Below are 12,799 nucleotides of genomic sequence, written 5' to 3'. Positions count from 1 at the left end.
ACTCGCGGCACCGCGGCCGGCACGGCCGGGAAAAAGCGCCGGAGCCGGCGCGTCCGGGCATCAAGAAATACCCTCGGTGATCGCGGTACTTTAATCCCGACTAACCGATATTTAGCTGTGTTTGCCCAGGTCAATGGATAGGTCAACGACGAGTCAAACCGCGCGCTGTGCCCGGGAAACGATCGCCTAAGGTCCTACGATCGCTTTATGACCTGCGTACTTCTCGCCGAGGATGACACCTCGATTTCCGAGCCACTCGCGCGTGCGCTACGCCGCGAGGGCTATCAGGTAGAGGTGAGCCCTGACGGCCCGCAGGCCCTGGAGAGGGCTCTGTCGGGCGGCATCGATCTCATCGTTCTCGACCTTGGCCTGCCGGAGATGGACGGCCTTGAGGTCGCCCGCCGGATCCGGGCCGAGGGCCACGGCACTCCGGTGCTGATACTCACCGCGCGCGTCGACGAGGTCGACACGGTCGTCGGGCTCGACGCCGGCGCCGACGACTACGTGACGAAACCGTTCCGGCTGGCCGAGCTGCTGGCCCGCGTACGCGCGCTGCTGCGCCGCGGCACCTCCGAGACCCCGGTCGTCCAGGGCGTGCGCATCGACGCAGACTCCCGCCGGGCCTGGATGGGGGAGAAGGAGCTGCACCTGACGACCAAGGAGTTCGACCTGCTGCGCGTCCTCGTCCGCGACGCGGGCAAGGTCGTCACCCGTGAGCAGATCATGCGCGAGGTGTGGGACACCAACTGGTGGGGCTCCACCAAGACGCTCGACATGCACATCTCCTGGCTCCGGCGCAAGCTTGGCGACGACGCCGCCAAGCCGCGTTACATCACCACTGTGCGCGGAGTCGGCTTCCGGTTCGAGCGCGAGTAGGAATGCGCCGCCGACTGCTCTCCTCCACCCTGGTCGTCGCGGTCATCGCGGTCCTGCTGCTGGGGGTCCCCCTGGGCGTCGTCGTCAGCCGCCTGATCGTCGATGAGGCGGCTCAGGAGCTCGGGGCGGAGGCCAAGCGTCTCGTGGGAGAGGTGGAGTACGCCCGCGTACAGGAGACGCCGCTCGACCCCCAGCAACTGGAGCAGAAATACCCGGGCAGATACATCCAGATCTGGGAACGTGGAACCCCCCTGAGGGTGACCGTCGTCGGCACCGCCCCGGCGTCGGGTCACCTGATGACCGAGGACGCGCAGACCAACACCGGCGTCTACGTCCGGATCAGCCGTGACCGCGATCAGGTCGAGCAGGATGTCCGGGCTCGCCTCCTGCTGATCGTGGCCCTGGCCGTCGCCGCCCTGGCGGTGGCCGTGAGCCTCGCCGTCGTACAGTCACGCAGGTTGACGCTGCCGCTCCAGGACCTGGCGAAGATCGCCGACCGCCTGGGCTCCGGCGACGCGCGGCCGAGCAAGCACCACTACGGCATCCCCGAGCTCGACCGGGTGGCGCAGGTGCTCGACCGCAGCGCCACCCGCATCTCCGACCTGCTCACGCGCGAACGTGAGTTCGCCACGGACGCCTCCCACCAGCTCCGCACCCCGCTCACCGGCTTGACCATGCGCCTGGAGGAGATCGTCGCGGCCTCGGACGAACCCGACGTCGTGCGGGAGGAGGGCGAGGCGGCGATCATCCAGGCGGAGCGGCTCACCGCCGTGATCGACGAGCTGCTCGCCGCGGCCCGCCGCCAGCGTCATGCCCAGGCCGAGCCGGTCGCCATCGACGAGGTGCTCATCCAGCAGATCACCGAATGGGAGCGGGTCTTCCGGGAAGCGGGCCGTTCGCTGCGGCTCGACGGCTCGCGCGGGCTGAAGGCGCTGGCCACCACCGGTGGCTTCGGCCAGGTGATCGCCTCCCTGCTGGAGAACTCCCTGCGGCACGGCGGCGGCGACGTCACCGTCACCACCACCTGCGGCGACAACTACGTGGTGATCGAGGTCGCGGACGAGGGCCCCGGGATCGCCGACGAGATCGCACCCAAGATCTTCGAGCGGAACGTGAGCGGCGGCGGGGGCACCGGTCTCGGGCTCACGCTCGCCCGCGCGCTGGCCGCCGCCGACGGCGGACGGCTGGAGCTGGTGCGGCGCCGCCCGGCGACGTTCGCCATCTTCCTGCGCCCGGTGGAGGAGGACAGCAGGAACCGGGTGGTCAGCGGTCCTGCCTGACCCCGGACTCGGGCAGCTCGACCGGGATCGGCTCGGTGGCCTCCAGGAAGACCCACTTCTTGTACGACCAGTAGCGGAACAGCGTGCCGAGGCCGATGCCGATGATGTTGGCGATGTTGAGGCTGAGGCCGTCGTCCAGCTGCAGGGTGTAGGTGGTGAAACCGATCACCAGCAGCCCGAACAGCAGTGCGATGCCGTTGAGCAGGAAGAACAGGAAATATTCGCGGCGCAGCCCGCTCTGCTCCCGATGCCGGAACGTCCAGAACCGGTTGCCCGCATAGGCGAACGTCGCCGAGATCGAGGTCGCCACGACCTTGGACGTGAGCGGCCCCCACTCCAGCCCGAGCAGGAACAGGTTGTAGATGCCGGTGTCGAGCAGGAAGGCGAGAATCCCGATGCTGCCGAATTTGGCCAGCTCATGGGCGAGGGAGGCGAACCGCTGGTAGAGGCGCTTGACGAAGTTCACGTCTCTGGTCGGTCCCTTCCTAGCCATGCGATGTCGTCCCCAGCGTACCGGCCATGCTGGGGGCGGGTGTCAGAGCCAAGAACATACCGCGCAAAGAACATTCCTCGAAATATCGCCCTATGCCCGGTATTCCCGAGTGATGGGGATTACGCTGCGGTGCACCGCGGGCCCCGCCCGCGACCCGGACGCTGGACGGTCGTGCCTGTGAGGCGGCCCGGAACGGCTGGTCAAGCCTGCGAGGCAACCCGGAACGGCCGTCCAGCCCCGCGCCTGGTGAGGGCCTTGACGGAAAAGTCGGTCAGTCCCGGTAAGCTCACCTGGCGTGAGTTCCTACAGCCCCATCGGACCGGTCGTCGGCATCGTCGGCGCGGGCCAGCTGGCCAGGATGTCGCAGCCGCCCGCCATCGCGCTGGGCGTCGAGCTGCGGGTGCTGGCCAACGCCCCCGACGAGAGCGCCGCCCGGGTGATCGTCGACACGCGCATCGGAGACTACCGCGATCTTGGAGACCTCCGCGAATTCGCGAAGGGCTGCGACGCGATCACGTTCGACCATGAGCACGTGCCGACCGAGCACATCAGATCCCTGACCGAGAACGGCTACGTGGTCCATCCCGGAGCCGACGCCCTCGTGCACGCCCAGGACAAGGCGGTCATGCGCGAGCGGCTCACCGCGATCGGCGTGCCCTGCCCGGCGTGGGCCCGGGTGTCGTCGGCGGCCGACGTCACCGCGTTCGGCGCCGAGCACGGCTGGCCCCTGGTGCTGAAGACGGTGCGCGGCGGCTACGACGGCCGCGGCGTGTGGGTGTGCCGGTCCGCCGAGGACGCCGCGGAGGCGCTGGCGTCCGGGGCGGAGCTGATGGCCGAGGCGTTCGTGTCGTTCGAGCGGGAGCTGGCGGTGCTGGTGGCCCGCTCGCCGCACGGCCAGGGCGTCAGTTACCCGGTCGTGGAGACCGTGCAGCAGGACGGCATCTGCGTCGAGGTGCTCGCGCCCGCGCCCGGTCTCGACCAGGAGGACGCCGCCCAGGCCCAGCGCATCGGCCTGAGGATCGCCGACGCGCTCGGGGTGACCGGGCTGCTGGCCGTGGAGCTGTTCGAGACGGCCGACGGCCTGGTGGTCAACGAGCTGGCCATGCGCCCGCACAACAGCGGCCACTGGACGATCGAGGGGTCGACGACGTCGCAGTTCGAGCAGCATCTGCGGGCGGTGCTCGACCTGCCGCTCGGCTCGCCCAAGATGACCGCCCAGGTCGTCGTCATGGCCAACCTGCTCGGCGGTGACGACCCCGACCTGTTCAAGCGCTACGAGCACGTGCTCGCCCACGATCCGGGCATCAAGCTGCACTTCTACGGCAAACAGGTGCGGCCGGGCCGTAAGATCGGCCACGTGACCGCCCTCGGCTCCAACCTCGACGAGGTTCGCGCCCGCGCCCGCCACGCCGTCGTCTACCTCACCACGGGGGAATACACATGACCGTCTCGTCGTGCGTGCGGGAGGCAGCGTGAGCATCGGGATCGTGATGGGCAGCGACTCCGACTGGCCCGTGATGAAGCTCGCGGCGGAAGCCGTCGCCGAGTTCGGGCTGCCGTTCGAGGCCGACGTCGTCTCCGCGCACCGCATGCCGACCGAGATGATCGACTACGGCCGCCAGGCCGCCTCCCGCGGCCTCCAGGTGATCATCGCCGGGGCCGGTGGCGCGGCGCACCTGCCCGGCATGCTGGCCTCGGTCACGCCGCTGCCGGTGATCGGGGTGCCGGTGCCGCTCAAATACCTCGACGGGATGGACTCCCTGCTGTCGATCGTCCAGATGCCGGCCGGGGTGCCCGTGGCCACTGTCGCGGTGGGCGGGGCGCGTAACGCGGGGCTGCTCGCCGTACGCATCCTCGCCGCCTCCGACGCCGGGCTGCGGCAGCGGATGGAGGAGTTCCAGGTTTCGTTGAAGGAGCAGGCGTACGCCAAGGGCGCGAAACTGCGCGCGGAGGCCGCCGACCTCTGACGGGGTGGCTTCGGCTTCGGCTTCGGTTGCCTGGCGGCGGGCGGGTGGTCTTCGATGGGGCTGCCTGACGGGTGGCCTTCGCTTGGGGCTGCCTGACGGCGGACGGGTGGCCTCTGTGCGGGTGTTCCTGGCATCTTCTTCCACGGGTGGCGTGCGCGCGGCTACTGTGCCGGGATGGACGTGATCAGCGGGCATGCCGCCCGGGTGCGCGCCGCGGATCCGCTGGTCGCAGGCCATGACGACCTGCGCGAGCGCGGTGAGGAGCCGCTGGAGGCCCCCGGCGCCGTCGGGCTCGTCTCCGTGGACCGGATCGAGCCGGACAGCCTGCGGGCCACCTGGTCCCCGCTGGTCGTACACCGTCTCGACGCCCGCGTCGCGGGCGCCGACCCGGAGGCCGCGCTCGGCGGGCTGCTGGACCGGTGGCTGGCGGGCCTGCGCCCCGGCGAGCCGGAGCAGGCGCTGGCCGTGTCATGGCCGAGCCGGGACACCGCGCCGGTCAGAGCCCTGGCGATCCGCGGCTTCGCGCCCATCGCCGTGGCGGCCGTCCGTTCCCTCCAGAAACGTTCCGTACGCGTTCCCGCCGTCCGCCGGCTCGCCGGGGGTGATCTGGAGGCCGTGGCGCGGCTGTACGAGCGGCTGGTGGCGTACGACGCGCAGTTCGGCTGGGTGACCGTCCGCGCGTCGACCCCGGCGCGTATCCGGGAGTTGCTGGCCGGCGAGGTTCTGCCGCTGGAGTGGTGCTGGGTGGCGGAGGTGGAGGGCGAGCTGGTGGGGGTGGTCATCGTCCAGCCGCCCGAGAGGTCCCGCTGGATCGCCACGTCCGTACGCGCCTCGCCGGTCGCCTACCTCGGCGTTCTGTACGTCGAGGCGTCCGTGCGGGGCCAGGGCGTGGGCGTGGCGCTCGCCGAGACGGCCCAGAGTCACGCGGCGGCGCGGGGCGTGCGGTCCATGGTGCTCCACCACGCCGTGCCGAACCCGCTCTCGGCGCCGTTCTGGGCGCGCAGGGGGTATCGCCCGCTGTTCACCCAGTGGGTCCGGCACCTGCGATAGGCGGCTACGACGCCCGAGCGCGGTAGACGGCTACGGACGCCCGAGAGCGCGGTAGTGCCAGCCGGCCGACCGCCATGCCTCGGCGCTCAGCGCGTTGCGCCCGTCCACGATGCGCCGGGTGGCGACGACCGCGCCGAGCTGCTCGGGGTCGAGCTCCACGAACTCCTGCCACTCCGTGAGCAGCAGCACCACATGCGCCCCGCGAACGGCCTCGACGGCCGAAGCGCCGTAGTTGAGCTCAGGATGGGCCTTACGGGCGTTGTCGAGCGCGATCGGGTCGTACACGGTGACCTGTCCGCCCTGGTGGCCGATGGTGACGGCGACGTCGAGGGCGGGGGAGTCGCGGATGTCGTCGGAGTCAGGCTTGAACGCCGCGCCCAGCACACCCACGGTGCAGCCGTGGAAGGAGCCGCCCGCCAGCTCCCTGGCCAGGTCGACCATGCGGGCCCGCCGCCGCATGTTGATGGCGTCCACCTCGCGCAGGAACGTCAGCGCCTGGTCCGCGCCCAGCTCGCCGGCCCGAGCCATGAAGGCCCTGATGTCCTTGGGCAGGCAGCCGCCGCCGAACCCGAGACCGGCGTTCAGGTAGCGGCCACCGATGCGGTCGTCGTAGGAGAGGGCCTCGGAGAGCTGCTTGACGTCGGCGTGCGCGGTCTCGCAGACCTCGGCCATCGCGTTGATGAAGGAGATCTTGGTGGCGAGGAAGGCGTTGGCGGCCGTCTTGACCAGCTCGGACGTGGCGAAATCGGTCACCACGATCGGCACCTCGCCGAGCGGCTCGTACACCTCGCGCAGCACCTTCTCGGCGCGCTCGGTGCGCACCCCGAACACGATGCGGTCCGGGTGCAGGGTGTCCTTGACCGCGAAGCCCTCCCGCAGGAACTCGGGGTTCCAGGCCAGCTCGGCCTGCGTGCCGGCGGGGGAGAGCCGGGCGAGCTTGTCCGCCAGGCGCTCGGCGGTGCCGACGGGCACGGTGGACTTGCCCACGACCAGGCACTCGCGGTCGAGGAGCGGCGCGAGGGATTCGACGGCGTTGTCGATGTACGTGACGTCTGCGGCGTACTCGCCGCGTTTCTGCGGTGTGCCCACGCAGATGAAGTGCACGTCACCGAAGGCGGCGACCTCCTCGTAGGAGGTGGTGAAGCGAAGGCGGCCGGAGTCCAGCCCGCGGCGGAGGACGGCCTGGAGTCCGGGCTCGTGAATCGGGAGCTCGCCGGCGTTCAAGCGCTGGATCTTGTCGGCGTCGATGTCGAGGCCCAGGACGTCGAAGCCGAGATCAGCCATGCACGCCGCATGAGTGATGCCCAGGTATCCAGTCCCGATCACCGTGAGGCGATATGGCACGAGTGAGCTCCTTTCGATCGCGCAGGCATGCTACAGGGCCCTCGCTACCTCCTACGTGCCACCTGTACTTATTCGCAAACCGTACCGACTGGTAACAAGAAGTTCGGACGTCCTAGTATTTGACGCATGAGCTTTCCTCTATACGCGCCGGCCGAAGAGCACGACATGCTCAGGGACTCGGTCCGGGCCCTGGCCGACGAGAAGATCGCGCCGTACGCCGCCGCGGCCGACGAGAACGAGGAGTTCTCCTGGGACGTCTACAAGGCCCTCGTGGCCGCTGACCTGCATGCCGTGCACGTCCCTGAGCAGTACGGCGGCGCCGGGGCGGACGCCCTGGCCACGGTGATCGTCATCGAGGAGGTGGCCCGCGCCTGCGCGTCGTCCTCCCTGATCCCCGCCGTCAACAAGCTGGGCACGGTCCCGCTCCTCCTGTCGGCCTCGGAGGAGCTGAAGTCCCGCTACCTGAAGCCGGTGGCCAGGGGGGAGGCCATGTTCTCGTACGCGCTGTCGGAGGCGGAGGCGGGCTCGGACGCGGCGGCGATGAAGACGCGGGCGGTGGCGGACGGCGACTCGTACGTCCTCAACGGCACCAAGACGTGGATCACCAACGCCGGAGTGTCGGAGTTCTACACGCTGATGGCGGTGACGGACCCGTCGGCGGGCGCGCGCGGCATCTCGGCCTTCGTCGTCGAGAAGTCGGACGAAGGCGTCTCCTTCGGCCCGAAAGAGAAGAAGCTCGGCATCAAGGGCTCGCCCACCCGCCAGGTCATCCTGGACAACGTCCGCATCCCGGCCGACCGCATGATCGGCGCGCCCGGCACCGGCTTCAAGACCGCCCTGGCGACCCTCGACCACACCCGCATCACCATCGCCGCCCAGGCGCTCGGCATCGCCCAGGGCGCCCTGGACTACGCGATCGGCTACGTCAAGCAGCGCAAGCAGTTCGGCCGCGCGGTGGCCGACTTTCAGGGTCTCCAGTTCATGATCGCCGACATGGCGATGAAGCTGGAGGCGGCCCGGCAGCTCACGTACCACGCGGCGGCCAAGTCGGAGCTGGCCATGAACGGCACGCCGCAGAAGGACCTGACGTTCCTGTCGAGCGCGGCCAAGTGCGCGGCCTCGGACGCGGCCATGGACATCACCACGGACGCGGTGCAGCTGCTGGGCGGGTACGGCTACACGAAGGACTTCCCGGTGGAGCGCATGATGCGCGACGCCAAAATCACCCAAATCTACGAGGGCACCAACCAGATCCAGCGCATGGTCATGGCCCGGCAGCTCCTGAAGTAGGTGGGCCGGCTGCCACCCACCCGTTGCCCGTCTGGGTGGTCGCCTGGCGGGATCCCGACCCGAGCGGTCCTCGCTCCGCTCGGGCGTCCTGTTGTGCGTGCCTTCGGCCCGCACAAAGGTCTTCGCCTGGGAGCGCTTCGCGCACGGGGCTCAGGCGTTCTCCTTGAGGCGCCTGCGGCGCACCCCCGCGCCTGCGGCGCCATCGGGCCCTCCCGTTGCCTGGTTACCAGGCTGGCCGACGGAAGCCCATCCCGATGCGGCGTCAGAACCGGGGGAGTACAACGGTCGATCAGGCGGGGATCGATGGCACGTTCGGCATGCTGCTCAACCCCTCCGACGACCTGATGCTCTACGCCCCGACTCGTTCGGCCAGTTCCCGCAGTGCGGACGGCGCTGGTTCCTGCATCGACAGCAGGTCGGAGACAAGTTGCCGCACGACTCGATGGTTACGGATCTGCTCAGGGGTGATGCTCTCGGCCTCCAGGAGCTGTGCCACCGCCTCATCAACCTGACGACGCTGCGCGTGAGCCCGCGCGAGATCCACCGCCAGCCGCGCCCGCCGCTCCGCCGACAGCGACGAGGCGTCCATTGCGGTCCCTACGCGCAGCGCATGTCCGGCGTCGCCGACCTCCACCGCCACGGCCACCTCGTGCAGGGCGACGTTGGCCGGCCCGAACTCGGTGTTGTAGTCGTTGCGGCCCTCGCCCACCCGCGCCGCCATCTCACGGGCTCGCGACAGGTGTTCGTAGGCGACATCGGCTTGATTGAGCCTTGAGGCGGCCACGGCCCGCTGCAAGGTGAGCCCGCCCCACAACGACATTGCTTCCAGGTTGCCTTGATCGGTGAGGATCCACAGCGCCTCGGCGGTGGTGCGCGCTGTCTCCTCCACCTGATCGAAGTGACGCGCTCCCAGGAAAACGAACCCCAGCCGGAAGGCGCCGGCCGCCATCAGCAACGGGCTGCCCGCCCGCTCGGCCGCGCTGATGGCCCGATCAGCGGCGATCCACGCCGCCTCAGGCTCGCCCAGCTTGGCCAGCGAAGCCGAACACGTCTGATAGGCCACCGACAGCAACTCGAACAACCCGGCCTGCTGCTCAGCAGGAGCGGACCGGGCGGCGTTCTCCAAGGTGGGCACCAGTCCGCGCAGCAACTCGGTCAGCTCGACGTAGCGGCTCTGGTGCGTCAGCTCCCACGCGTGATCGACCCGCGGCTTGAGCTGATCGATCGCGGGCACCGGCGTGGCGTGCAACATGGCCTGCAGTGAATGAGCACCGGACAGCACAAGGCGCAGCCCAGCCGTGCCGGGCACCTCTTCATTGGTGGCAGCGACCACGGGCGCTTCGGCGGCCAGCTCCGACAGCGGCACATCCAGCGTCTCGGCGACCTTCTCCAGCACCGACATGCGATCGACCTTGCGCACGCCCCGCTCTACCTGCGAGATCCACGCCACCGACCGATCCACCAGCCGGGCCAGCTCAGCCTGTGACAGACCGCGCCGCTTACGCTCTTGGGCGATACGCCGTCCGAGCGCCCGCTGATACTCCATGCTCACGACGTCGTGCCCTTCCCACTCAGCAGATCCAGCCAGTCGACCTCAACCGAGGCCAGCAGTTCTTCGCGAGCGGCCAGGAAATGCCTGGTGTGCTCGGTCTGCTCGTGGGCGTCGAAGGCGTCGCGGTCTCGGTACAGCTCGTAGAAGATCCGCTGGAGCGGCTGACCGTCCACCCGGTGCGAGGCGTACACGATCGTTTCCGGCTCGTGCCGGCGGATCGCCTCGATTGTCTCACCGACAAGGGTGTCGAACGCCGCCGCGCTGCCCTCGTCCTTGCAGGTGAATCGAACCATTAGTCCGAACATGTGCACCTTCCTGGGTCGCCGCCGGTGTCTGGGATCTCGGTTCTTTACTCGACCAGTACTTATTGTGCGGCGTACATCAAGTCGCTTGTACTTGAAGTATAGCACTAGTACTTTAAGTACTGATAGCGAATCGCAGTGCTTTGACCTGCATGAACTCAAGGAAACCGCGATGGCCTCAGCGCTCAACAGCCCCGCAGAAATCCACCGGTGGTGTCGCAGCTTCCCTGGCGCGAGGGCCCAGATCAGCGAGGCGCGCCAGTTCGTCGCCAGCTATCTCGGCGATCGCTGCGAAGCCGACACCGCGCAACTCGTCGTCTCCGAACTCGCCACCAACGCCATCCGCCACACCCGCAGCGGACTACCTGGCGGCCGATTCGGCATCACCCTCCACGCAGGCAGCACCCTGCTCATCCTCGCCGTCCACGACGAAGGCTGCCCCACCACCCCACACCTGCGCCAAGCCGACGACGAGGACCAGAGCGGCCGCGGCCTCTACCTCGTGGAGACACTGAGCACCCGCTGGGGCGTCCACGGAGACAACGCCGGCCGCACCGTCTGGGCACTCATCCCCCTCGCACCCGACGACCAAGCCGCATGAGCGACTGCCTGTCTCCCCACATCCCAGAACCGCAGGTGGACTGCAAGCGCCTGATCTGGCTCAAGGCACGAAACGAACCACGACGCAGGGCCCTCCTCTGGACCTGCCACTGCGATGACGTCTTCTACGAACTGTGCGCCACCGGCGGCCAAGCCTTCCTCTGGCGCACCGACCCAGCGACGGAGAAGGGCGTGGAGACCCACCGCATGAGCATGCGACAGGGACACGCCACGTGGCAGGCCCTACTCGAAGGACGCGTACAGTAGGCGCACCCGCAGCTCCGGCGCCATGCGCTCGAGCACGCATCAAGATCATTTGTCGCGGTCCTGTTCGTGGATGAGAACTTTCTCTACGGTTTCAAGGGCAGTCCGCCTGCGGCGGCCTGCCGCGCGTCGGGCGGTCGCTGGCCGCGCTGCGGCTCTCCGGCCGGTCGCGGCCAGCACCGCCCGCGCGGAGAGCCAGATGGGTAGCCGATGGCCTAGAGGGTCACGATAACGATGCTTATAAGCACTTTGCAGTTGGCGACCACTAGTGGCAGCATGTACTAGTTATTGGTCGCCATCGCCATGCATCGAATTGTATAGCGCCCACGAGGAAATGTGTTCTGATTTTCGCCGTATTAACCCGTCTCTGCCACATCTTTCAGCCGCACTGATAAATGAGGTCCTAATGTTTCCCGTAGTGGGAGGGAAAGCGATAGTAAGTAGAGAAGACGTCGTCGAGGGACTTACGCGTATTTTCCCTCGAAGTGCGATTGATGGGGAATATATACTGCTAAGCGAGCAGCTGAGGCTATCCGAGGACCAGGCGCATGATCGAATTCCTATATCTGAAGTGGATTCCCTGATAGAGTCACTATCTGGTTCCATGCTTGTAAGGGATGCTGGAGTTGCGTGGGCGGATCACGCAGAGTTTCTTATTACACCCTTGGGCGACGGCAGATTTGACCGAATCTTCTCGGGTAACAGTGTCGTCGGTTATGGCGAAAACGCGCTCTCTTATGCGGCGGGGCCGCCTTCGAGAGAACTAGTCATTCTACTCTGCGCCTTCTTCGCAAATGCGACGGAGCATAGGAGATCGCGCAGATTAATGTTTCTTAGAGATAGATTTAGGCGAGCATCTCGCTATGGTCCGGTAAGAGATGGCGAAAAAGTGACGTACACATCAGTGCTAGACGCCGCTGCGGATTTCATGCCGATGACGACGCTGAAGGTTGCAGCGCCGGGGAGCAGAAACGACTTCGAGGGGCTCGCCACATCCTTCCTATTTCATGCTGCGTACAATCTTGATTCAGCGGCGCGTTTGAGTGGAGGGTTCGACGAGGTTTTTCGCGATAGCCGCATCCAACGGGTTCGTAGAGTCGATCCCAGTGGTCTCGATGCCCCGAAGAGGGTATATGGATCAGATCTCGTGCAGCACTATCTCATGGGCGTATCGGCAGAGATACCTCTGCTCGAGTACTTGGCCTACTATCATATCGCCGAGCACTATTTCGAGAAAGTGTTCAATGACGATCTGGTAGAGCAGGTGCGCAATGAGATCACCGATCCCTCCTTCTCGGCCCGCCGCTCAACGGATATTCATAGAGTGATTAAGGCCATTAATAAGGTGCAGCGTCAAGTTAGGGAGGAAGGAGGTGTTAATGAGCAGCGTGCGCTGCAGCTAGTTCTGGAGCGGTTTGTAGATATAGATCGGCTCACTAGCGACCTTAATGCTTATGACAGTTCTTTGATCACTTACTACAAGACCAGTCATGCACCCTTTGCTGAATCGGGAAAAGCAGACCTCACCGCCAGCGATCATAGCGAGGTCAAGGGTGCCCTTGCCAAGAGGATATATAAGGTGCGAAACGCTCTTGTGCATGCTAAGGAGGGGGCGCTCCCTAAGTACGCCCCTTTCGTGCATGACATCGAGCTTGCGCGCGAGATCCCGCTAATGAGGTTCGCTGCCGAACAAATTATCATTGCACACGGCAAGGTGCTCTGATCGCTGACCCACACCCGTGTGGGAGGCAGTCCTAACGCACCTCTTCTGCCAAGAACAA

12 protein-coding genes are annotated in these 12,799 nt (G+C 67.0%); 8 read left to right on the top strand and 4 right to left on the bottom strand.

All coding sequences use genetic code 11. The features are described 5' to 3' along the window. The first annotated feature begins 207 nt into the window (after positions 1-207). A complete protein-coding gene (locus ACWD0F_RS02290) occupies positions 208-876 on the top strand; it encodes a response regulator transcription factor (protein ID WP_043620820.1) in 669 nt (222 codons plus the stop codon). 2 nt (positions 877-878) lie between these two features. Next, positions 879-2,156, top strand: a complete 1,278-nt coding sequence (locus ACWD0F_RS02285; RefSeq protein WP_449871955.1) for an ATP-binding protein — start codon at positions 879-881, stop codon at positions 2,154-2,156. On the opposite strand, the gene ACWD0F_RS02280 is transcribed toward ACWD0F_RS02285, so the two are convergent. Continuing rightward, complete coding sequence (locus ACWD0F_RS02280) at positions 2,140-2,649, bottom strand: GtrA family protein (RefSeq protein ID WP_449871953.1); 510 nt, start codon at positions 2,647-2,649, stop codon at positions 2,140-2,142. The two genes, ACWD0F_RS02285 and ACWD0F_RS02280, sit on opposite strands and share 17 nt — an antisense overlap. A 295-nt stretch (positions 2,650-2,944) precedes the next feature. On the opposite strand from ACWD0F_RS02280, the gene ACWD0F_RS02275 reads away from it, so the two are divergent. From ACWD0F_RS02275 to ACWD0F_RS02265, 3 genes are all read left to right on the top strand, one after another. After that, a complete protein-coding gene (locus ACWD0F_RS02275; RefSeq protein WP_449871951.1) occupies positions 2,945-4,093 on the top strand; it encodes a 5-(carboxyamino)imidazole ribonucleotide synthase in 1,149 nt (382 codons plus the stop codon). Between the two features lie 46 nt (positions 4,094-4,139). Then, positions 4,140-4,616 (top strand): 5-(carboxyamino)imidazole ribonucleotide mutase, encoded by a 477-nt coding sequence (gene purE, locus ACWD0F_RS02270; protein ID WP_449872376.1) that lies wholly within the window; start codon positions 4,140-4,142, stop codon positions 4,614-4,616. A 174-nt stretch (positions 4,617-4,790) separates the two neighbouring features. After that, positions 4,791-5,666 carry a GNAT family N-acetyltransferase gene (locus ACWD0F_RS02265; protein ID WP_449871949.1) on the top strand — a complete coding sequence of 292 codons (876 nt, stop codon included), beginning with the start codon at positions 4,791-4,793 and terminating at the stop codon, positions 5,664-5,666. A gap of 30 nt (positions 5,667-5,696) precedes the next feature. On the opposite strand, the gene ACWD0F_RS02260 is transcribed toward ACWD0F_RS02265, so the two are convergent. Next, positions 5,697-7,010 carry a UDP-glucose dehydrogenase family protein gene (locus ACWD0F_RS02260; RefSeq protein ID WP_449871947.1) on the bottom strand — a complete coding sequence of 438 codons (1,314 nt, stop codon included), beginning with the start codon at positions 7,008-7,010 and terminating at the stop codon, positions 5,697-5,699. Positions 7,011-7,136: 126 nt separating this feature from the next. On the opposite strand from ACWD0F_RS02260, the gene ACWD0F_RS02255 reads away from it, so the two are divergent. Beyond that, a complete protein-coding gene (locus ACWD0F_RS02255; RefSeq protein ID WP_449871945.1) occupies positions 7,137-8,300 on the top strand; it encodes an acyl-CoA dehydrogenase family protein in 1,164 nt (387 codons plus the stop codon). 349 nt (positions 8,301-8,649) lie between these two features. Here ACWD0F_RS02255 and ACWD0F_RS02250 read toward each other — a convergent pair whose 3' ends face one another. Continuing rightward, positions 8,650-9,846, bottom strand: a complete 1,197-nt coding sequence (locus tag ACWD0F_RS02250) for a helix-turn-helix domain-containing protein (protein WP_449872375.1) — start codon at positions 9,844-9,846, stop codon at positions 8,650-8,652. A gap of 2 nt (positions 9,847-9,848) precedes the next feature. Next, positions 9,849-10,145: a putative quinol monooxygenase gene (locus tag ACWD0F_RS02245; protein WP_449871943.1), complete on the bottom strand. Its 297-nt coding sequence runs from the start codon at positions 10,143-10,145 to the stop codon at positions 9,849-9,851. A gap of 181 nt (positions 10,146-10,326) precedes the next feature. Between ACWD0F_RS02245 and ACWD0F_RS02240 the strand changes: the two genes are divergently transcribed. Both ACWD0F_RS02240 and ACWD0F_RS02235 read left to right on the top strand, forming a co-directional pair. Then, positions 10,327-10,755, top strand: a complete 429-nt coding sequence (locus ACWD0F_RS02240; protein WP_449871941.1) for an ATP-binding protein — start codon at positions 10,327-10,329, stop codon at positions 10,753-10,755. Between the two features lie 669 nt (positions 10,756-11,424). Next, the gene (locus tag ACWD0F_RS02235) at positions 11,425-12,741 is read left to right on the top strand and encodes a hypothetical protein (protein WP_449871939.1); all 1,317 of its coding nucleotides are present in this window, start codon (positions 11,425-11,427) and stop codon (positions 12,739-12,741) included. Positions 12,742-12,799: the final 58 nt, after the last annotated feature.

Source organism: Nonomuraea sp. NPDC002799 (genome assembly GCF_053592075.1).
Note: the sequence above shows the minus strand (reverse complement) of the source record. Positions and strands in the feature narration are given on the sequence as shown.

Bases quoted from the DNA above. Each gene is read 5' to 3' on its own strand.
- ACWD0F_RS02290 (WP_043620820.1), top strand. From the start codon at position 208: ATGACCTGCGTACTTCTCGCCGAGGATGACACCTCGATTTCCGAGCCA.
- ACWD0F_RS02285 (WP_449871955.1), top strand. From the start codon at position 879: ATGCGCCGCCGACTGCTCTCCTCCACCCTGGTCGTCGCGGTCATCGCG.
- ACWD0F_RS02280 (WP_449871953.1), bottom strand. From the start codon at position 2,649: ATGGCTAGGAAGGGACCGACCAGAGACGTGAACTTCGTCAAGCGCCTC.
- purE (WP_449872376.1), top strand. From the start codon at position 4,140: ATGGGCAGCGACTCCGACTGGCCCGTGATGAAGCTCGCGGCGGAAGCC.
- ACWD0F_RS02265 (WP_449871949.1), top strand. From the start codon at position 4,791: ATGGACGTGATCAGCGGGCATGCCGCCCGGGTGCGCGCCGCGGATCCG.
- ACWD0F_RS02255 (WP_449871945.1), top strand. From the start codon at position 7,137: ATGAGCTTTCCTCTATACGCGCCGGCCGAAGAGCACGACATGCTCAGG.
- ACWD0F_RS02250 (WP_449872375.1), bottom strand. From the start codon at position 9,846: ATGGAGTATCAGCGGGCGCTCGGACGGCGTATCGCCCAAGAGCGTAAG.
- ACWD0F_RS02245 (WP_449871943.1), bottom strand. From the start codon at position 10,145: ATGGTTCGATTCACCTGCAAGGACGAGGGCAGCGCGGCGGCGTTCGAC.
- ACWD0F_RS02240 (WP_449871941.1), top strand. From the start codon at position 10,327: ATGGCCTCAGCGCTCAACAGCCCCGCAGAAATCCACCGGTGGTGTCGC.
- ACWD0F_RS02235 (WP_449871939.1), top strand. From the start codon at position 11,425: ATGTTTCCCGTAGTGGGAGGGAAAGCGATAGTAAGTAGAGAAGACGTC.